Origin of the sequence: Serratia sp. JSRIV006 (assembly GCF_019968685.1) — a bacterium.
GTDB lineage: Bacteria > Pseudomonadota > Gammaproteobacteria > Enterobacterales > Enterobacteriaceae > Chania > Chania fonticola_B.
The window spans coordinates 1,655,591-1,676,275 of record NZ_CP074137.1; the positions used below are offsets into that span (position 1 = coordinate 1,655,591).

The window sequence follows — 20,685 nt, forward strand, 5'->3', positions numbered from 1 at the left end:
CAGTCCTGTTACTATGCTAATCAAGTTGAGGCGTTCTCGCCTATGGCATCGGTTGGCACAAAGCGTTAATTGCGTCTCATTATAGAACCGGTTGCTGCAAATAGAAACCGCCGGTTGTTAACAAACCTATCTTTGCACGTTTACAGGGTAATCATGCAAAGCTTTGATGGATGGGATAAACCGATATCTCAGTCTACCGTGGCGAGGTAGGAAGTTACAAACTTGTAGCTTCTATTGCTCTAATCCGTGATGCCGATAACAGAAGGGCGCGCTTCTACGGCGCCCTTACTATGTGCTACGTATCCGCCGAGGCAGAGGCTTAGCCGACGATCTCGGCCAGGCTCAGCTCTTCACTGATTTGCTTGACCCAGGCGTCTACACGTTCGTTGGTCAGCTCAGGTTGACGATCTTCGTCAATGGCCAGCCCGACAAAGTGATCATCATCAGCCAGACCCTTGGAGGCTTCAAAATGGTAGCCTTTGGTTGGCCAGTGGCCGACGATGGCCGCACCGCGCGGTTCAATGATGTCGCGGATGGTGCCCATCGCATCGCAGAAATATTCCGCGTAGTCTTCCTGATCGCCACAGCCAAACAGCGCCACCAGCTTGCCGTTAAAGTCGATGTCTTCCAGCGTCGGGAAGAAATCATCCCAGTCGCACTGGGCTTCGCCATAGTACCAGGTTGGGATACCGAGCAGCAGGATATCAAACGCTGCCAGATCTTCTTTGCTGCTTTTGGCGATGTCGTGGATTTCTGCCACGTCGTTGCCGAATTTTTGCTGAAGCGTCTTTTGGATCATCTTGGCAATGTTTTCGGTATTGCCAGTGTCGCTGCCAAAGAAAATGCCTACATGAGCCATAGTAAAGATAACCTTTTAATTCAAATGAATGTGTTGCGTAAACGCGGCCTGAGGCGCTGCCAAGGGCAGGCTTGCTCAGCCGTAAATGCGTATCATGCCAGAAATTTGCCCTGAGGTTTTATCGCGTTTATGCGATGCCTCTGCGGAGGTGGAACCGATCTGGCGTCATCCTTAACGCCGTGCCGCGCGTGCGGCGGCAGAGATCAGTGTTCTGGCTGTTCTTCTGCCAGTTGGGCCAACAGCATTTGTTCGATCAATTCGCTGCGGCTGATATTGCGCTGGTCGGCCAGTTTGTTGAGAGCATCTACCGCGTCTGCGTTGATTTTCAGCTCCACACGCCGTAATCCACGCACTTTGTCCCGTCGTAGCTGATTACGCTTATTAATTCTAAGCTGTTCATCACGGGAAAGCGGGTTGGTTTTCGGGCGCCCTGGACGGCGTTCATCTGCGAACAGATCCAGCGTCGTGCGATCCGTTTGTTCTTTTGCCATTGTTGCGCTACTGCAAGGGAGTTTGCATCAAAAAGCGGTTTACGCTTCCAGACGGTTCGATTTACACAATTCGGGCCAATAAACCCTAACCCAAATTCACCCCCAGCCAAGCGCAGCTTCACACCTGGACAGGGTGGCAAAATTATAGCGCGCCATATTACCCCAGCAGATGGAGCGACGACAATGCCTAACTTAGCTACAAACGCGCTAAGCTATTCTCTCCAGCGCGTTTTTTCGCCACTTGAGCTCAGGGCTGGTCAATAAAGCGGTGGATTGCCCTTAATACAGCATCCGGCTTCTCCGCATGGACCCAGTGGCCGGAACCTGCAACCACATAGGCGCGTGCCTGCGGGAACTGGCGGGCGATGTCATCGCGGTAGCTATCCTGCACGTAAGGCGAGAGGCCACCACGGATAAACAGCGTCGGGTGCGGCCAGGGTGGAACCTCTTGCCAGCCGATAATGTTCTCATATTGCTCGATCAGCACCGGCAGGTTGAACCGCCAACTGCCAGCATGGAAAGATTTCAGCAGAAACTGGATCACGCCTTCTTCATCCAGCGTGGCTCGCATGAGCTGCGCAGCCTGCTGACGCTGGGTGATACCCGCATCGGTGACGGCTTGCAGTGCGGTAAAGATCTGGTCATGGCGGCGAGTGTCGTAATCCACCGGGGCGATATCGATCGCCACCAGCCGTTCAATCCGCTCCGGGGCTAGCGCGGTCAATGCCATCGCTGCTTTGCCGCCCATTGAGTGGCCGATCACGATGGCTCGCTCGATTTGCAAGTCGTCTAACAGCGTCAACAGATCCTGCGCCATCGCCGGGTAGGTCATCTCTGCTGCGCGTGGTGACAGCCCGTGATTGCGCAGATCGACCTTGATCACCGTATGCTGTTGGTTCAGGTCGCGCGCCAGTACGCCCAGGTTATCCAGATTGCCAAACAGGCCGTGGATCAGCACGATCGGTAGGTTCGCTGGCGTGGCAGCCTCTGCGGCCAGTAATTGATAATGTAATTTCATGGTGAAGTTCATGATCTTGAGATAATGAGTTAGGTTAACATGACCAGAGAGATTATTGGTTGGTTCGCAGAATTTTGCCGATATTTCATGGTATGGTGAGGGGTTGGCGGCCAAGGCGGTTGGCTAAAGTCTGCTTTTGCCGTTTGGGAGAACATTGTAGTGTTCGCACCCGCGCTTTTAACCTTATAATCCCATGGCTTGAATGCACCAATTGGCTTCAGGTTCATAAGTAGAAAAAACGTACTGGATAAAGATGAAAACTATTGAAGTCGACGAAGAACTTTACCGCTATATTGCCAGCCACACGCAACATATCGGTGAAAGTGCGTCTGATATTTTACGGCGTATGTTGAAGTTTACCGCAGGCCAGCCTGTGCGCACGGCCCCTGTGGTTGCCAGTGGCCAGGCAGAGCCGTCAGCGGCTGCTGTTGCAGCACAGCGTCCGCGCGATCGCGTGCGTGCGGTGCGCGAGCTGCTGCTGTCGGACGAATATGCCGAACAGAGCAAAGCTGTAAATCGTTTTATGCTGGTACTTTCCACCTTGTACACCCTCGATGCGGCGGGCTTTGCCGCGGCAACGGATTCGTTGCATGGCCGTACCCGTACCTATTTTGCTGGCGATCAGCAAACGCTGCTGGCCAACGGAACGCATACCAAGCCCAAGCATGTGCCAGGTACGCCTTACTGGGTGATCACCAATACCAACACCGGCCGCAAACGCAGCATGATCGAACACATCATGCAGGCCATGCAGTTCCCTGCGGAACTGATCGAGAAAGTTTGCGGCACCGTCTAATTTAGCGAACAGCCCGTCACGGTGGCCGTAAGCGACTCATTGCCCGGCCACAGTACTGGCATTTTAGGGAGTAGTCGATGGCTAATGACCCACGTGCCGGGCAACCCGCTCAGCAAAGTGATTTGATCAACGTAGCCCAGCTGACGTCGCAGTATTATGTGCTGCAACCAGAGGCCGGTAATGCTGCACACTCGGTGAAATTCGGCACCTCAGGGCATCGCGGCAGCGCGCTTCGTCAGAGCTTTAACGAAGCACATATCCTGGCGATCGCTCAGGCCATTGCCGAAGTGCGTCGTCAACAGGGCACCACTGGCCCTTGCTACGTGGGTAAAGACACCCATGCGCTGTCCGAACCCGCCTTTATTTCCGTGCTGGAAGTGCTGACCGCCAACGGCGTTGACGTGGTGGTGCAGGAAAACAACGGCTTTACGCCAACCCCTGCCGTGTCACACGCCATCTTGTGCTTCAACCGTAAAGGGGGCGCGCAGGCAGACGGCATCGTGATTACGCCTTCGCATAACCCACCTGAAGACGGCGGCATCAAATATAACCCGCCAAACGGTGGCCCAGCCGATACCAACCTGACTTCCGTGATTGAAAAGCGTGCCAACGAACTGCTGAGCCTCAAGCTGCAGGGCGTGCAGCGTCAATCGCTGGATAAAGCCTGGACTGGCGGCCATCTGCATGCGCAGGATCTGGTGCAGCCTTACGTGGCAGGGCTGGTGGACATTGTCGATATGCCAGCCATTCAGCGTGCGGGCCTGAAGCTGGGCGTCGACCCGCTTGGCGGTTCCGGTATTGCCTACTGGCAGCGCATTGCCGAGCACTATAAGCTGGATCTGACGTTGGTGAATGACTCCATCGATCAGACCTTCCGCTTTATGCACCTGGACCATGACGGCATTATCCGCATGGACTGTTCGTCCGAATCGGCAATGGCTGGCCTGCTGGCCCTGCGCGACAAGTTCGATCTGGCGTTTGCCAACGATCCTGACTATGACCGCCACGGTATCGTCACGCCTGCGGGCCTGATGAACCCGAACCACTACCTGGCCGTTGCCATCAATTACCTGTTCCAGCATCGCCCGCAATGGGGTGCCAACGTTGCCGTGGGTAAAACGCTGGTTTCCAGCGCGATGATTGACCGCGTTGTGGCCGATCTGGGCCGCAAGCTGGTGGAAGTGCCGGTCGGTTTCAAATGGTTTGTTGATGGCCTGTTCGACGGTAGCTTCGGCTTCGGCGGCGAAGAGAGCGCCGGTGCTTCGTTCCTGCGCTTCGACGGCACGCCTTGGTCTACCGATAAAGACGGCATCATCATGTGCCTGCTGGCGGCCGAGATCACCGCCGTTACTGGTGAAAACCCGCAGCATCACTATAACGATCTGGCCAAACGCTTCGGTGCGCCAAGCTACAACCGCATCCAGGCTCCGGCAACCTCCGCACAGAAAGCGGCGTTGTCCAAGCTGTCTCCGGAAATGGTCAAGGCCAGCACTCTGGCGGGCGATCCTATCACCGCGCGTCTGACTGCAGCTCCGGGTAACGGCGCATCTATCGGCGGCCTGAAAGTGATGACCGACAACGGCTGGTTTGCCGCTCGTCCTTCGGGTACCGAAGAGGCTTACAAGATCTACTGCGAAAGCTTCCTGGGTGCCGAGCACCGTGAAAAGATTGAGCATGAAGCGGTCGAGATCGTCAGCGAAGTGTTAGCTTCAGCCAAGTAATCTCTCTTTCGATAATGAAAAGGCGCTGTTTTTACAGCGCTTTTTTTATGCCTGCAATTTAGATATATCTAAATTGCAGGTTACCTCTTGCGCATTTAGATATATCGATCTAGATTAGAGCCATCGACGTGTTTTAGATATATCTAAATGCATCGATGCTCATATCATCAATCAAGAGGTAACAACCATGATGTTTAATCGATTTACACGTCACCACGACCAGCGGGAAGAGGGGCATTGCCACCACCGCCGTGGCGGCCGTCATCATTTTGCTGGCCGCGGGGAACACGGCCGTGGTGGTGAAGAACATGGCCGGGGCGGGCGCGGGCGTCATCGCCTGTTTGAGCACGGCGATCTGCGTTTGGTGCTGCTGGCGCTGGTAGAGCGTAAACCTAGCCACGGCTACGAACTGATCAAGGCGATCGAAGAGGCTTCTTCCGGCCTGTATGTGCCAAGCCCAGGCGTGATTTACCCAACCCTCACGCTGTTGGAAGAGCAAGACTTCCTGGAACCCGCGGTGGCTGGCAATGGCCGTAAGAGCTACCAAATTACCGAACTTGGCAAGCAGGAGCTGCAAAAGCATCAGGCGGCCATCGAAGTGATTTTTGCTCGTCTGGCTGGCGCGGGGCGAGACCATCGCCATGAGGGTAATCTGGCCGACGGGATCTCCGAAGTGATGAATCGCCTGCGCTATCTGTTGCGCGGCAACATGATGCGTGCGGATTTGTCTCAGGAGCAGGTCGGGCGTATCAATCAGGCACTGCTGACCGCCGTGGAGGCTATCGAAGCCGAAATGGTATCGCCAAAACAGCCACAGGAGGATAACTGATGCCAGGCCACCGTTTCCGCATTACCGTAGAAGCCCTGACAGACCCTAAAGGTGAACCCGTCGACAAGCCGGAGTTGGTGTTTGAGGTAGAAAATCACGACGATATTCTGGCCATTGTTGAGCGCATTCAAGGGCGAGAGGATCTGAACTTTGGCGAACAGAACAGCGCGGCCTTTGCCGTCGGGCTCAAGCTGTTCTCAGAAGTGATGATAGAAAACCGCAAGCATCCGCTGTTTGAGCCCCTGCGTGACTCGTTTAAGGCGTTTATGATCGGACTGAAGAAAGGGCCCACATCGTCGCAGGATTAAGGCATAAACCGATAGCCGACGCCGGTCTCAGTGAGCAGATGCCTGGGCCGCGCCGGATCGGCTTCCAGCTTTTGCCGCAGATGGCCCATATAGATGCGCAGATAGTGGCTGTGTTCGACGTAATTGGGTCCCCAGACGTGGCTGAGTAGCTGCCGCTGGGTGATCACCTTACCGGAGTTGGCCAGCAACTCGGACAGTAAACGGAACTCGATGGGCGTCAGATGCAGATCTTCACCGTTACGCAAGACGCTGCGGTTGATCAGATCGACGGTGATATCGGAGAAGCTGAACAGTGGGCTTTCCTGTTGGCTATTGGCGTGGCGGCGTAGCGCAACCCGCACCCGAGCCAGCAGTTCACCAATGCCGAACGGCTTGCTGAGATAGTCATCGGCACCCGCATCCAGCGCGGCAATCTTGTCCTCTTCGGCATGGCGTGCGGAAAGGACAATCACCGGCACCGCGCTCCATTGGCGCAGATCGCGAATGTAGTCCAGCCCGTCGCCATCGGGTAACCCCAAATCAAGAATGATCAGGTCCGGCTTGCGCGTGCCGGCCTCTATCAGCCCACGCTGCAAGGTTTCACTTTCAAACACCCGTAACCCTTCGCTCTCCAGCGCGGTGCGCACGAAGCGACGGATCTCTTTCTCGTCTTCCACAATCAGAATGTTAGTCGGCGATGTGGTCACGGGGCCTCTACTCTTGGGTTATAAGTCAAAATCTGTTCCATCCAGTTCGGGTGGCTTTTCCAACGGCAGCATAAAGTGGAAGCTGGCTCCGCCTTCGGCGCGGTTCTCCGCCCAGATGCGGCCGCCGTGTACTTCAATAATGGCACGACAAATCGCTAACCCCAAACCGACGCCGGGGATCGCCGACTCTTTATTACCACGGGAGAACTTGTCAAATATCAGTTGGGTCTGTTCCTCCGGTATGCCGGGGCCATTATCCCAAACCTCCACTTCCAGCCAGTCCTTAACTGCGTGGGCGCGGATCCCGATGATAGCATCGGCACCGGCATATTTATTGGCATTTTCCACCAGGTTGGTGAACACCCGCTCTAACAGGCTGCCATCACAGTTGATCAGTACCATCTCTGACGGCAACTCCACCTTGATCTCGTGCAATATCAGCAGCGGTTCCAGCATATGCAGCGAGGCGCCGACGATCTCTTCCAGCGATTGCCACTCTTTGCGCAGGTTAAAACCGCCGGACTGAATGCGTGCCATATCCAGCAGATTGTTTACCAGGCGGGTGGTACTGAGCACCTGCTGGCGGATTTGGCTGGCCTGTGGGGCGTGGCTGGAGCCTTCGGTGGCCAGATCCAGCGTCAGGATCTCTGCCTGACCAAACAGCACGGTAAGCGGAGTACGCAGATCGTGAGAGAGGGCGGCCAGCAGCGAGTTACGTAGCTGTTCGCGTTCGGCATCCAGCTTGGCCTCTTCGGCACTGCGGGCCAGATGCAGGCGCTCCAGCGCGCTGGCGATCAGCACCGCAAAGGTCTGTAACAGCCGCTGTTGCTCCGGCACCATCAACTGACGCAGATTGTTCGGTTCAATCGCCAGCAGGCCAAAGGTCTGTTTGGAGGTGCTGAGCGGCAGCAGTTGGTATGGCACGCCGGGCAGGGTGTCGGTACCGGCCCCGGCGGGTAAGCCTTTGCCATAGCTCCAGCGGGCGATGGCTTCATCGACCGACAGCAAGCCACCTTCTTCACCCACCATCTGTTGCAGGGATCCATCCTCCTGCGGCAGCAGCAGCACGGTTTTGGCCTGGAAGCTGCTGGAGATAAAATGACGGCTGGTTTTGGCAATATCTTCTCTGCTTAACGCCTGGCTGAGCCCACGGGACATCTCATACAGGTGCCGCGCCCGTTGTTCACGATAGCGTGCCACTCGGGCCTGATAACGTACCCCGGCGGTCAGATTACCAATGGTGATACCGACGGTCAGCATCACGGCAAAGGTCAGCAGGTATTGCATATCACTGACGGCGAACGACCATTCGGGCTGCACGAAGAACAAATCGAAGCTGGCGACGTTGATCACCGCGGCCAGCACCGAAGGCCAGCGGCCAAAGAACAGGGCGACAATCGCCACGCCCAGCAGATAAACCATCACCAGGTTGGCCGAATCAAAGCCCGGCAGTAACCATTGCGACAGCAGCGTGATGATCGCGCACAAAGCCACGGCAACGGCACAGCCCCGCAGCTGGAATCGCCATTTTTCGCTAAAGGCGCGGTTATCATGCTCTTTGGCCTGCGGCTGCGGCGTATCGTTTTCCAGCGCGACAATCACCAGGTCGAGATCCGGCCCAAGCTGGCCAAGACGATCGGCAAAGCTGCCGCGCAGCTTCCAGCGCTGTTCGCCACGGCGGCCAATAATGATTTTGCCCAGGTTATGTTCCCGGGCATAGCGCAGTACCGCGCGTTCTTCAGAAGGATCGGAAAGGGTGGCGGTTTCAGCCCCTAATTCTTGCGCCAGCCGCAAGGCACGCAGGATGGATCGCCGTTGGTTTTCCGGCAGGCGGTGCAGCTTGGGGGTTTCGACATACACGGCATGCCAGTGGCAACCAAGGCGTGCCGCGAGCCTTGCAGCAATGCGCACCAGCTTTTCGCTACCGCTGTTATGGCCGACGCACAGAAGGATGCTGTCTCGGGTGTGCCAGACTTTTTCACGCCCCTGGTTATCGCGGAAGGCCCGCATTTGGTCGTCAACACGGTCGGCGGTGCGGCGTAGTGCCAGCTCACGTAGGGCGATCAGGTTACCCTTTCGGAAGAAATGCTCGATGGCGCGTTCGGCCTGGCCGGGGATATAGACCTTGCCTTCGTTGAGCCGTTGGCGTAGATCGTCAGGGGGCAGGTCTACCAACACCACTTCGGTCGCTTCGTCAAACACGTGGTCAGGCACGGTTTCCCTGACCCGCACCCCGGTGATGCCGCCGACGACGTCATTCAGGCTTTCCAGATGCTGGACGTTCACCGTGGTCAACACATCAATACCGGCATCCAGCAGTTCGTCCACATCCTGCCAGCGTTTGGGATGGCGTGAACCCTGGGCATTGCTGTGTGCCAGCTCATCCATCAGGATCAGGGCCGGATGGCGAGCCAAAGCGGCATCGAGGTCGAATTCCTGCACCTGGCGGCCACGATGTTGGATGCGTTTTGCTGGCAGGATCGACAACCCTTGCAGCAACGCCGCCGTTTCCTGGCGCCCGTGGGTTTCCACCACGCCAATGAGCACGTCTAGCCCCTGCGCCCGTTGCCGCTGAGCCTCCTGCAACATGGCGTAGGTTTTACCTACCCCGGCGCAGGCACCGAAGAAGACCTTCAGTTTGCCGCGTGGCTTTTCATTGGCTAACGCCAGCAGGCTGTCTGGATCGGGGCGTTGCAGTTCGTCATCCACCATCAAAGTTCCTTGTTTACCCATGCAAAGCGGGTTCGGCAATGCCGAACCCTTTAGCGACGTTTTATCACGTTTGCCGTTATTTCAACGCATCCAGCGCCATATTCAGCTTCAGCACGTTGACCACCGATTCCCCCATAAAATTAGGCGTGGCGCGATCGGTGTTTTCATCAATCAGTTTGGCAATCTGTTCCTGCGGCAACTGACGAGCGTTGGCGACACGTGCTAACTGGTACTTGGCGGCCGCCAGTGAAATCTGTGGATCCAGGCCACTGCCGGAGGCGGTCAGCAGGTCGACCGGGATCGGCCCGCTCATCGCCGGGTTAGCCTGGCGCAGCTGCGTTGCCCGCTCACCGATCGCTTTATCCAGCGCCGGGTTGGTGGCGGCCAGATTACTGCCGCCGGATGCCAGCGTATTATAGGCCGAATCGCTGGTGGCAGAAGGGCGACCCCAGAAATACCCCGGTTGGGTGAAGTTCTGGCCAATCAATGCCGAGCCGACTGCTTTATCCCCTTGATAGAGAAGCGATCCATTGGCCGTACCGCTGAACAGCAGTTGCGACAGACCGGTGGTGAGCAAAGGGTAAGCGATGCCAGTGATCACCGTCAGCAGGATCAGCATAACCAAAGAAGGACGTAAATAAGACATCATAAATACCTCGTTATCTTAGCCGGCCATATTCAGCGCGGTCAGCAGCAGGTCGATCAGCTTGATGCCCACGAACGGCACCAGCAGGCCACCCACACCATACAGCCACAGGTTACGGCGCAGCAGTGCGGCGGCGCTCATTGCCTTATAGCTCACCCCTTTCAACGCCAGTGGGATCAGGAAGACGATCACCAGAGCGTTGAAGATCACCGCCGACATAATCGCCGAGGCGGGGGAGTGCAGTTGCATCACGTTCAGCGCATTCAACTGCGGATAGGTTGCCGCGAAGGCTGCCGGAATAATGGCAAAGTACTTCGCTACGTCGTTGGCGATACTGAAGGTGGTCAGTGAACCGCGCGTCATCAGCATCTGCTTGCCGATATGCACCACTTCGATCAGCTTGGTCGGGTTGGAGTCGAGATCGACCATGTTGCCCGCTTCCTTGGCCGCCTGCGTCCCCGAGTTCATGGCAACCGCCACGTCGGCCTGCGCCAGTGCAGGGGCGTCGTTGGTGCCGTCGCCGGTCATCGCAACCAGGCGTCCTTCCGCCTGATACTGACGGATCAGCGCCAGTTTGGCCTCTGGCGTGGCTTCCGACAGGAAGTCATCCACACCGGCTTCGGCTGCGATGGCGGCGGCGGTCAGGCGGTTATCCCCGGTGATCATCACCGTCTTGATGCCCATCTTGCGCAGTTCGGCAAAGCGTTCTTTAATCCCGCCTTTGACGATGTCTTTCAGCGCTACCACCCCCAGCACGCGTGGCCCTTCGGCGACCACCAACGGCGTACCGCCGGTACGAGCGACGCTTTCCACCAACTCATCTACCGCACGTGGGAAGTGGCCATTGTTGGATTCCACGTGGCGGCGAATGGCATCTACAGCCCCTTTACGGATCATCCGGTCCTGCACGTTGACGCCGCTCATGCGGGTTTGCGCAGAGAAAGGCACGAAGGTGGCGTTCAACGCCTGCAAATCACGTTCGCGCAGGTTGAAGCGCTGCTTGGCCAGCACCACGATACTGCGGCCTTCCGGCGTTTCATCGGCTAGCGAAGAGAGTTGGGCGGCATCGGCCAGCTCTTGCTCTTTTACCCCCGGTGCCGGCAGGAATTCGGACGCCTGACGATTACCTAGGGTGATGGTACCGGTCTTATCCAACAGCAATACGTCAACGTCACCGGCGGCCTCAACGGCGCGCCCGCTGGTGGCGATCACGTTGGCACCCAGCATACGGCTCATCCCAGCGACGCCGATAGCGGACAGCAGCCCACCAATGGTGGTCGGGATCAGGCAGACCAGCAAGGCCACCAACACGGTGATCGAGACTATGCTGCCGCTGCCTGCGGCTTCCACGCTGTATTGCGAGTAAGGGAACAGGGTTGCGGTCGCCAGTACGAACACGATAGTCAACGCCACCAGCAAAATAGTCAGTGCCACTTCGTTTGGGGTTTTACGGCGTTTGGCACCTTCGACCATCGCGATCATGCGATCGAGGAAGGTTTCCCCCGGGTTGACGCTGCACTGCACCACCAGCCAGTCGGACAGAATACGCGTCCCGCCGGTCACGGAGGAGAAGTCACCGCCGGATTCACGGATCACCGGTGCAGATTCACCGGTGATGGCGCTTTCATCGACCGAGGCGCCGCCTTCCAGCACTTCGCCATCGCAAGGGATGGTGTCACCGGCTTCCACCAGCACGATATCCCCTTTACGCAGGCTCTCGGCCGAGACTTTCTCGGTAGCGCCATCACGCTTCGGCGTGGCGAGTTTCTTTGCCCAACTGGTTTTCTTGGTGCCCTTCAGGCTTTCCGCCTGAGCCTTGCTGCGTCCTTCCGCCAGCGCTTCGGCAAAGTTGGCGAACAGCACGGTAAACCACAGCCACATGGCGATGCTGCCGGTAAACGTCGCGCTACCTTCGGCGTTGCCTGAAAGCACCACCAGCCAAATGACCGAAGTCAGGATACTGCCGAGGTACACCACGAACATCACCGGGTTACGCCACTGAACGCGTGGGTCCAGCTTTTTCACCGCATCGATCAGCGCGGTACGCATCAGTGCCGGTTCAAACAGTGCGCGTTGTTTGCGAGTCATCTTGTTCTTCTCTCTGTTATGACTGTTAATTGGCCAACCACAGTTGTAAATGTTCGGCTACCGGGCCTAGCGCCAGTGCAGGGACAAAGGTCAAGGCACCGACCAGCAGGATGGTGCCGACCAACAGGCCGATAAACAGTGGCCCGTAGGTTGGCAGCGTACCGTTGCCCGCCGGTTGGCGTTTTTTGACACACAGCGAACCCGCAATGGCCAGCACTGGCAGGATCACCCCGAAGCGGCCAACAAACATCGCCAAGGCCAGCAGCAGGTTGTAGAACGGCGTGTTGACGCTCAGGCCAGCAAAGGCGCTACCGTTGTTGTTGGCTGCCGAAGAGAAGGCGTACAGCACTTCACTGAAGCCATGCGCCCCTGGGTTGAGGATGCCAGTACGGCCAGCGTCGGTAGCAATCGCCAACGCGGTGCCCAGCAGTACCAAGGTCGGCGTCACCAGGATCGCCAGCGCGGTCATCTTCATGTCATAAACATCGATCTTCTTACCGAGATATTCCGGCGTGCGGCCAATCATCAGCCCGGCGATAAATACCGTCAGCAGCACGAACAGCAGCATGCCGTACAGGCCGGAACCGACGCCGCCGAACACGACCTCGCCAATCTGCATCAGCCACATCGGCACCATGCCACCCAGCGCGGTAAAGGAGTCATGCATGGCGTTGACGGCACCGCAGGAGGCCGCAGTGGTCACCACCGAGAACATGCTGCTGGCGAGAATGCCAAAGCGGGACTCTTTACCTTCCATATTGATGTTGCTGCTACTGCCAAGCGCGCTCAGATGCGGGTTGCCAGCCAGCTCAGCATTCATCACCACGATCACCGCAACGATAAAGATCAGTGCCATGGCCCAGATCAGCGCGTGACCCTGGCGGTTTTCACCGGCCACCTGACCAAAGGCGAAGCACAGGGCGCAAGGGATCAGGAAGATCGCCAGCATCTGTACAAAGTTGGTCAATACGGTTGGGTTTTCAAACGGATGCGCCGAGTTGGCACCGAAGAAGCCGCCACCGTTGGTGCCGAGCATCTTGATCGCTTCCTGCGAGGCTACGGGTCCCATCGGCAAGGTCTGCTGTGCCCCTTCCAGCGTGGTCACATGCAGGTAAGGCAGGAAGTTCTGCAACGTCCCCTGGCTGACGAAGAACAGCGCGATCAGCAGAGACAGTGGCAACAGCACATACAGGGTAATGCGCAGGATATCGATCCAGGCGTTACCAATGGTGGCGCTGGAACGGCGTGCAAAGGCCCGGATCAGGGCAAAGGCAACGGCGATACCGGTGGCGGCAGACAGGAAGTTCTGCACCGTCAACCCGGCCATCTGGCTGAGATAGCTGAGGGTGTTTTCCCCGCTGTAGGCCTGCCAGTTGGTATTGGTGACGAAGCTGACGGCGGTATTGAACGCCAGATCCCAAGATAAACCGGGGAACCCTTGTGGGTTGAGCGGTAAGGAACCCTGTGCCATCAGCAGTACCAACAGCAGCACTAAACCGAGGATATTGAACCACAGGATCGCCAGTGCGTATTGCCACCAGGTCATCTCGGCGGTGTCATTACCGCAGCAACGCCAGACGGCTGCTTCCACATGGCGCAGGACCGGTAGTGGCTCTCCCTCGATCAGGCGAGCTATAAAGCTGCCCAGGGGACGAGCCAGCACCAGAAGCACCAGCACAAAGCTGGCGATCAACAAGAAGGCTGAAGCTGCCATCAGAAGTCCTCCGCATTAAACAGGGCATAAACCAGATAGCCCAACAGCAGCAGAACCAACAGCGCACCACCAATAACGCTGAAACTCACGGGACACCTCCAGAGGTGTTGTTTTTGATAGCCTGAGTGTAGGGAGGGCAGTAGAAAGAAGATGAAAAAATAGCGGGGCCGGGTGTAAAAAAAGTATAAAAATGATTGAAATAACGGCAGAAATTGGCGGTTTTATACGCAGGAAGGGCGTGGGCGGATGGGTTGTTGGCGTAAAAATCCGTTAAATGATCCCAGTAACGCCAAGAAACCACAATGTAACTAATGTTAAGTTAGTTATTAACCTTGATGTAACAAAATTACGTTACGGAGGCCTTTTTTGTGCTCTTTTTGCGCATTTTAGTGGTCGGATGAGTTGTAAAATTACAACCTATGCGGTAATATTTTGCTCAGTTTCCATTTGGCCATCATTTATCGTTTCGCATTGCGTCGGGTCCTGACAACCTGGCGCGGATGTTTTTAAGGAGGTTCGTATGTCTAACTACCAAGCCTATCCGTTGCATCGGGTCCTCCTGCGCCGTAGCGCAGTGATTCTGATCGGTGTTCTTGCCTTGCCGGTGATGCTGTTCCGTGCCGATCGCGCACGTTTTTACAGCTATTTACACCGCGTCTGGTCAAAAACCAGCAATAAACCGGTCTGGCTGCAACAGGCAGAAACGGCGTCCTGCGATTTTTATTAATCCTGGCCCGTTGCACTACTACGAACCCTCGCCCCTTTGGCGGGGGTTTTTGCGTTTTAGGCCGCACTAACGCACTAAATCCTCTACACTTCTAGCATTAACCCGTTGGTGGGAGACAAGATATAGCGCAGGAACTGGCCAGGCTTATCGACCACTATCGCCAGGGGATGCAACCGCTGCTGGCACCGATTACCGATTACGCTGTTAAAACATGACATGGCCGAATATCCTGATAGCTATCTGGCGCAACAGCGCTATTTTGAGCCCTATCCGGAGGCGTTGTGCCTGCGCTACGGCCATTAACCTGCAAGGAGTGTTATGACCACGCATCTGGTCTGGTTGCGTAACGATCTACGCATTACCGACAATAAAGCCCTCTCTGCCGCCTGTAGCGATCCGCAAGCCAAGGTGCTGGCGGTATTTATCGCTACCCCCGCGCAATGGCGCCAGCACCATATGGCGCCACGTCAGGCGGCGTTTATCCACGCCAATCTGTTGCAGGTGCAAGCGGCGCTGGCGGCTCGGGGCATTGAACTGATTTGCCATCAGGGCGACGATTTTGCCGGTTCGGTTAACTGGCTGGTGGAGTTCTGCCAGCGCCAGCAGGTTACGGCCCTATATTATAATCGTCAGTATGAAATCAATGAGCGTCAACGTGACGCCCGCCTTGAGCAGGCGTTGGCCGGGCAGGTGAGGTTCCACAGCTTTGATGATAGCCTGCTGTTGCCTCCCGGTAGCGTGCAAACCGGCAACGGCGAGATGTACAAGGTGTATACGCCTTTTCGCAAAGCCTTTCTCCAGCGGTTGGCCGAGACCGACGTGAGCTCTCTGCCAGCACCACGCCCGCGTGGGGAAGCCGTTGGTTTTACCGCAGCGGTGGCATTCGATTATCCTTTGGCTGAGGTGGGAGAGGGCTATCCCGCAGGTGAAGAGGCTGCATTGCACAGGTTGCGCGCTTTCTGCCGCGAGCGGGTGCAAGACTATGCGACACAGCGCGATTTGCCCTCCATTGCCGGCACCAGCAATCTGTCACCCTACCTGGCTATTGGCGTTATCTCTCCCCGCCAGTGCGTCAACCGTCTGCGCGTCGAGTGCCCCGATGTGCTGGAAAATCCGCAAAGCGGTGCTTTCAGTTGGCTTAATGAGCTGATCTGGCGAGAATTTTATCGTCACCTGATGGTGGCGTATCCTGCGTTATGCAAGCACCGTCCCTTTATCGCCTGGACGGATAAGGTATGCTGGCAACGCAACGACGCGGCGTTACTGGCCTGGCAACAGGGCAATACCGGTTACCCGATTGTCGATGCTGCCATGCGTCAGCTCAATCAAACCGGCTGGATGCATAATCGCCTGCGGATGATCGTGGCCAGCTTCCTGGTCAAGGATTTGCTGATCGATTGGCGCGCCGGTGAACAGTATTTCATGTCCCAATTGCTTGATGGCGATCTGGCCGCCAACAACGGTGGCTGGCAGTGGGCCGCCTCTACCGGCACCGATGCCGCACCTTATTTCCGCATCTTTAACCCGACCACTCAGGGCGAACGTTTTGATCCAAAAGGCACTTTTATCCGTAAATGGTTGCCTGAACTGGCGGATGTACCGGACAATGAGCTCCATCAACCCCATCGCTGGGCGGAAAAGCAGCAGCAGGTTCTGAATTATCCGCCGCCGATAGTCCAACACCAGCAGGCTCGGCTGGAGACGTTGGCGGCTTTTGAAGCGGCCAAGCGAGGGGGACTTTAAAGTTACAGCAAGGAGCTTCCTGATGATGAAGAAACTACTGGCCCTGTGCCTGGGCGGCTATTCCGCGTTGGCCGTGGCCGGTTTTGACGTAGTGGCGCTAGGCGTCGACGGTGGCGTCAGCGACGGCAATCTGACTTCTTATCTGATCCGCAGTGATAGCCAGACGCAGTATCTGGCACTGGATGCCGGGACGTTGCTGCCGGGGATTGCCAAAGGGCTGGAAAAGGGCAGTTTTCCGCAGGTCACGCCCGAGCTGGCCGCTCCCTTAACTCCGCAGGGCTATATTTTCCGTCAGCTGATTGGCGGTTACTTCATTAGCCATGGCCATCTGGATCACGTGGCTGGGTTGATCCTTGCTTCACCGGAAGACAGTAAAAAAACCGTTTATGCACAGGCTGATACCGTATTGACGCTGCGCAATCATTATTTTAACTGGAAAGCCTGGCCCAATTTTACCGATGCCGGTAATGGCTCGCGGCTAGGCACTTACCGCTTGCAAACGGTGCGCCCGCTGCAGCGTGTGACCCTGGGCCTGACCGGTTTGAGCGGGGTGATGTACCCACTTAGCCACGATCGCTACCCCTCTTCGATGTTGCTGGTGGCCGACCGTGAAGGGTCATTTGCCTACTTTGGCGATACCGGGCCGGATGCGCTGGAACAGTCACGCAATCTGGATGGCGCCTGGCGCGTACTGGGGCCGCTGATTGAGCAGAAGAAGCTGAAGGGCATGATTATCGAAATCTCTTACCCGAACGAGGTGGATGACAAGCATCTGTATGGACATCTGACCCCGGCCTGGCTACTGAAGGAGCTGAAAAACCTCCAGCAGTACAGCGGCGGAGAGGGATCGTTAAAAGATCTGCCGGTGATCATCAGCCACATCAAGCCCAGCCTGAAACAGGGGGAAGATGTGCGTGCTACCATCAAGCAACAGCTGGATCAGGGCAACGATCTGGGGGTGAAATTTATCCTGATGGAACAGGGCGATCGGCAACAATTTTGAATGAGAGTGAGATGACTATGCATAACCTCGATCTGGAACATCTGATCAACAGCGAACTCAACTGTGCGGCCTTCCAGGACTACGCGCCAAATGGCCTACAGGTGGAAGGGCGGGCACATGTGCAGCGTATCGTGACGGGAGTGACGGCCTGCCAGGCGTTGCTGGATGCGGCGGTGGAACATCAGGCGGATGCCATAGTGGTGCATCATGGTTACTTCTGGAAAAACGAAGCACCCGCGGTGCGCGGCATGAAGCGTAACCGGCTGAAAACTCTGCTGAGCAACGATATCAACCTGTATGGCTACCACTTGCCGCTGGATGCACACCCGGAACTGGGGAATAACGCGCAGTTGGCAAAGGCGTTGGGCATCCGCGTGATCGGTGAGATCGAACCTTTGGTGCCGCACGGCGAATTTGAGCAACCGCTCAGTGCGGGTGAATTGCAACAGCGTATCGAGAGCCGTCTTGGCCGAGCGGTGTTGCACTGTGGCGATAATGCCCCGCAGGCAATCCGTCGGGTGGCCTGGTGTACCGGTGGCGGCCAGGGATTTATCGACAGCGCGGCGCGATTTGGCGTTGATGCGTTTATCAGCGGAGAAGTTTCTGAGCAAACTATTCATACGGCGCGGGAGATGGGCGTGCACTTTTTTGCCGCCGGCCATCACGCGACGGAACGTGGTGGGATCAAGGCGTTAGGCGAGTGGTTAGCGCAACATCACGGCTTTGACGTCACCTTTATCGATATCCCCAATCCGGCCTAATTTGCCTATGGGTTCGGTAAAACGAACCCTTTAGCGCCGCTAATCCCTTATATTCCCGAAGGTTGCTCTCTTGACAGCCGACGTTACGTCCCGCATAACTGATACGCTTTTCAAATAATAAAATACCCTGTGAACTTCAAGTTGCTACCCAGTGACCCGCTCATTCGTTCGTGAGCGGTCAGTCATGCTGCGGCTTGAAACACGACGAGTATAAGGAGATAGGGGTGCAACGAGCACAATATTACCTGCTAGGGGAACGCGCTGTAGTGCTTGAATTGGCACCCCCGGTGACGCTGCAAAGTCAGCAGCGCATCTGGGCATTGGCAGAAAAGTTGAATCACCACACTGACGTACGGGAAGTGGTGCCGGGAATGAATAACCTGACGCTGTTGCTGTATACGCCGCAGGCCGATGCCGAGGCGATGCTGGAGCTGCTGCGTCAAGGATGGGAGGGCAACGAAAGCCTGGTGCCAGAGTCCCGCGATGTCGATATCCCGGTGATCTATGGCGGCGAATATGGCCCCGACCTGGATGAGGTGGCGCGCCATACCGGTATGACGCCGCAACAGGTGGTGGAATGCCATTCGTCCACCGCGTATGTGGTTTATTTCCTGGGCTTCCAACCTGGTTTTACCTATCTGGGGGGGATGCCGGAGCGTCTGGCCACTCCACGCCGTGCGGAACCTCGTTTGTCTGTTGCTGCGGGTTCTGTGGGGATCGGTGGCGGCCAGACGGGGATCTATCCGCTGGTCACGCCGGGCGGTTGGCAACTGATTGGCCGCACGCCGTTGGCGCTGTTTAATCCGAATGAAATGCCGCCGACGCTGCTGCGCCCGGGCGATAACGTGCGCTTTGTACCGCAAAAGGGGGGCGTATGCTGAAGATCTTGCGAGCCGGTATTTACACCACCGTCCAGGACCTGGGGCGTAACGGTTTCCGGCGTTTGGGCATCAGCCAGGGCGGTGCTCTGGATATCCCCGCGCTGAAAATAGCCAACCTGCTGGTGGGCAATTCGCCCGAATCGGCTGGGTTGGAGATCACGCTGGGGCAATTCAGTGCCGAATTTACCCATAATGGGTGGATTGCGCTGACCGGTGCGGGCTGCGATGCTCAGTTGGACGGCAAATCTTTATGGACGGGCTGGCGCTATCCGGTAAAAAAAGGCCAGCAACTGACGCTGAAGATGCCTAAACGCGGGATGCGCAGCTATCTGGCGGTGTCTGGCGGCATCAATGTTCCGGAGATGCTGGGCTCACGCAGCACCGATCTGAAAGCGGGCTTTGGTGGATTGGAAGGCCGGCAGTTGAAAGAGGGCGACGTGTTGCCTGCGGGTAAGCTGCAGGCGCTGCCGACCACGGTCATCGGCGTGAAACAGCCGCTGTTCAGCAACCGGATCAGGGTGTTGACCGGGCCGGAATATGACGAGTTCAGCCAACAGGCGCAGGACGATTTCTGGCGTACCGCCTGGCAGCTTAGCCCGCAGAGTAACCGCATGGGTTATCGCCTGCACGGTGGCAGCGCCCTGACGCGCACCACTGAACGGGAAATGCTCTCCCACGGCCTGATACCCGGCGTCATCCAGGTCCCACACAACGGCCAGCCGATCGTCTTGATGGCCGATGCTCAAACTACCGGGGGATACCCGCGAATTGCCTGCGTAATCGAGGCGGATCTCTTCCACTTGGCGCAGATCCGTCTGGGGGATGCACTTCACTTTATCCCCTGCACCCTGGCAGAGGCGCAGCGCGCCAAGGCTGAGCAGGATCACTTTATTCAACAGATTGCCTGGGGGGTTAAATGATCGTCGATTTAAATGCCGATCTCGGTGAAGGTTGCGCCAATGACGAAGCGCTGTTGCAGTTGGTCAGCTCGGCCAATATTGCCTGCGGCTTCCATGCCGGGGATGCCCAGACCATGCGCCAATCGGTACGCTGGGCGTTGCAATACGGTGTGGCGATTGGTGCCCATCCCAGTTTCCCGGATCGGGAAAACTTCGGCCGCACCCGGATGCAGTTACCGGTAGAAACGGTGTATGCCCAAGTGGTGTATCAGCTGGGGGCGCTGGCCGCCATTACCCGTGCTGAAGGCGGCGTGATGGCCCATGTGAAACCGCACGGCATGCTCTACAACCAGGCGGCGGTGGAGCCGGAATTGGCGGAAGCCATTACCCGTGCGGTATTGGCGGTAGACCCTTCGTTGCGTCTGGTGGGTTTGGCTGGCAGTGAGCTGATCCGTGCAGGTGAAAAACTGGGGTTGGTGACGCGGCAGGAAGTGTTTGCCGATCGCGGCTATCAGGCCGATGGAACATTGGTGCCGCGTGGGCAACCAGGAGCACTGATCGCCAGTGATGAACTGGCATTGCAACAGACGCTGGAAATGGTTCGCCACCAGCGTGTACGAACCGTTGAGGGGGGCTGGGCCTCCGTCAAGGCTGAAACCGTTTGCCTGCACGGCGACGGGGAACATGCGCTGGCCTATGCCAGGAAGCTGAGAGAGAGCTTTGCTCAGCAGCAGATTGGCGTCAGCGCCGCATAAAAAAATAATGACTACAGCAAACACAACATTGCCCGCAAGACCGAGGGC

The 20,685-nt window shown here is 57.0% G+C and carries 20 protein-coding genes and 1 pseudogene; 12 read left to right on the forward strand and 9 right to left on the reverse strand.

The features are described 5' to 3' along the window. Positions 1–319: 319 nt before the first annotated feature. From fldA to ybfF, 3 genes are all read right to left on the reverse strand, one after another. Positions 320–859 carry a flavodoxin FldA gene (fldA, locus tag KGP16_RS07645; RefSeq protein WP_021805299.1) on the reverse strand — a complete coding sequence of 180 codons (540 nt, stop codon included), beginning with the start codon at positions 857–859 and terminating at the stop codon, positions 320–322. 203 nt (positions 860–1,062) lie between these two features. Continuing rightward, complete coding sequence (gene ybfE, locus KGP16_RS07650; protein ID WP_021805298.1) at positions 1,063–1,350, reverse strand: LexA regulated protein; 288 nt, start codon at positions 1,348–1,350, stop codon at positions 1,063–1,065. A gap of 247 nt (positions 1,351–1,597) precedes the next feature. After that, entirely contained in the window at positions 1,598–2,380 is a 783-nt protein-coding gene (gene ybfF / locus KGP16_RS07655) for an esterase (RefSeq protein WP_223501106.1), read from the reverse strand. A gap of 241 nt (positions 2,381–2,621) precedes the next feature. Between ybfF and seqA the strand changes: the two genes are divergently transcribed. From seqA to KGP16_RS07675, 4 genes are all read left to right on the forward strand, one after another. Next, positions 2,622–3,164, forward strand: coding sequence for a replication initiation negative regulator SeqA (gene seqA, locus KGP16_RS07660; RefSeq protein ID WP_021805296.1), 543 nt, complete (start codon positions 2,622–2,624; stop codon positions 3,162–3,164). Positions 3,165–3,241: 77 nt separating this feature from the next. After that, positions 3,242–4,885 (forward strand): phosphoglucomutase (alpha-D-glucose-1,6-bisphosphate-dependent), encoded by a 1,644-nt coding sequence (gene pgm, locus KGP16_RS07665; protein WP_223501107.1) that lies wholly within the window; start codon positions 3,242–3,244, stop codon positions 4,883–4,885. 190 nt (positions 4,886–5,075) lie between these two features. Beyond that, positions 5,076–5,714, forward strand: coding sequence for a PadR family transcriptional regulator (locus tag KGP16_RS07670; protein ID WP_059201987.1), 639 nt, complete (start codon positions 5,076–5,078; stop codon positions 5,712–5,714). Then, a complete protein-coding gene (locus KGP16_RS07675; RefSeq protein ID WP_223501109.1) occupies positions 5,714–6,022 on the forward strand; it encodes a DUF3861 domain-containing protein in 309 nt (102 codons plus the stop codon). Before KGP16_RS07670 ends, KGP16_RS07675 begins: the two co-directional genes overlap by 1 nt. On the opposite strand, the gene kdpE is transcribed toward KGP16_RS07675, so the two are convergent. The 6 genes from kdpE to KGP16_RS07705 all read right to left on the reverse strand — a co-directional run bounded on the left by kdpE (position 6,019) and on the right by KGP16_RS07705 (position 13,957). Then, positions 6,019–6,708 carry a two-component system response regulator KdpE gene (gene kdpE / locus KGP16_RS07680; RefSeq protein ID WP_021805292.1) on the reverse strand — a complete coding sequence of 230 codons (690 nt, stop codon included), beginning with the start codon at positions 6,706–6,708 and terminating at the stop codon, positions 6,019–6,021. The genes KGP16_RS07675 and kdpE overlap by 4 nt on opposite strands. A gap of 18 nt (positions 6,709–6,726) precedes the next feature. Further along, a complete protein-coding gene (gene kdpD / locus KGP16_RS07685; RefSeq protein WP_209523532.1) occupies positions 6,727–9,420 on the reverse strand; it encodes a two-component system sensor histidine kinase KdpD in 2,694 nt (897 codons plus the stop codon). 76 nt (positions 9,421–9,496) lie between these two features. Then, a complete protein-coding gene (gene kdpC / locus KGP16_RS07690) occupies positions 9,497–10,066 on the reverse strand; it encodes a potassium-transporting ATPase subunit KdpC (protein WP_037375126.1) in 570 nt (189 codons plus the stop codon). Positions 10,067–10,084: 18 nt separating this feature from the next. After that, complete coding sequence (gene kdpB, locus KGP16_RS07695; protein WP_021805289.1) at positions 10,085–12,154, reverse strand: potassium-transporting ATPase subunit KdpB; 2,070 nt, start codon at positions 12,152–12,154, stop codon at positions 10,085–10,087. Positions 12,155–12,179: 25 nt separating this feature from the next. Beyond that, complete coding sequence (gene kdpA / locus KGP16_RS07700) at positions 12,180–13,868, reverse strand: potassium-transporting ATPase subunit KdpA (RefSeq protein WP_218519688.1); 1,689 nt, start codon at positions 13,866–13,868, stop codon at positions 12,180–12,182. Then, positions 13,868–13,957, reverse strand: coding sequence for a K(+)-transporting ATPase subunit F (locus tag KGP16_RS07705; RefSeq protein WP_037375124.1), 90 nt, complete (start codon positions 13,955–13,957; stop codon positions 13,868–13,870). The genes kdpA and KGP16_RS07705 overlap by 1 nt, the downstream gene beginning before the upstream one ends. A 431-nt stretch (positions 13,958–14,388) precedes the next feature. Here KGP16_RS07705 and KGP16_RS07710 point away from each other — a divergent pair, with 431 nt between their 5' ends. The 8 genes and pseudogenes from KGP16_RS07710 (at position 14,389) to pxpA (ending at position 20,637) form a co-directional block, all read left to right on the forward strand. Beyond that, on the forward strand, positions 14,389–14,595 hold the full coding sequence (locus KGP16_RS07710) for a YbfA family protein (RefSeq protein WP_021805287.1): 207 nt from the start codon (positions 14,389–14,391) through the stop codon (positions 14,593–14,595). A 128-nt stretch (positions 14,596–14,723) separates the two neighbouring features. Next, positions 14,724–14,898 (forward strand): annotated as a pseudogene (locus KGP16_RS07715) (DUF1722 domain-containing protein); the annotation flags it as partial. 15 nt (positions 14,899–14,913) lie between these two features. Beyond that, positions 14,914–16,338 (forward strand): deoxyribodipyrimidine photo-lyase, encoded by a 1,425-nt coding sequence (gene phrB / locus KGP16_RS07720; RefSeq protein ID WP_223501110.1) that lies wholly within the window; start codon positions 14,914–14,916, stop codon positions 16,336–16,338. A gap of 22 nt (positions 16,339–16,360) precedes the next feature. Further along, complete coding sequence (locus KGP16_RS07725) at positions 16,361–17,341, forward strand: MBL fold metallo-hydrolase (RefSeq protein WP_223501111.1); 981 nt, start codon at positions 16,361–16,363, stop codon at positions 17,339–17,341. Positions 17,342–17,358: 17 nt separating this feature from the next. Next, on the forward strand, positions 17,359–18,102 hold the full coding sequence (locus KGP16_RS07730) for a type 2 GTP cyclohydrolase I (protein ID WP_024529338.1): 744 nt from the start codon (positions 17,359–17,361) through the stop codon (positions 18,100–18,102). A 224-nt stretch (positions 18,103–18,326) separates the two neighbouring features. Continuing rightward, positions 18,327–18,983 (forward strand): 5-oxoprolinase subunit PxpB, encoded by a 657-nt coding sequence (gene pxpB / locus KGP16_RS07735; protein WP_024483155.1) that lies wholly within the window; start codon positions 18,327–18,329, stop codon positions 18,981–18,983. Then, positions 18,977–19,903, forward strand: a complete 927-nt coding sequence (pxpC, locus tag KGP16_RS07740) for a 5-oxoprolinase subunit PxpC (RefSeq protein ID WP_223501112.1) — start codon at positions 18,977–18,979, stop codon at positions 19,901–19,903. Before pxpB ends, pxpC begins: the two co-directional genes overlap by 7 nt. Beyond that, entirely contained in the window at positions 19,900–20,637 is a 738-nt protein-coding gene (pxpA, locus tag KGP16_RS07745) for a 5-oxoprolinase subunit PxpA (RefSeq protein WP_223501113.1), read from the forward strand. The genes pxpC and pxpA overlap by 4 nt, the downstream gene beginning before the upstream one ends. The last annotated feature ends 48 nt before the right edge of the window (positions 20,638–20,685 follow it).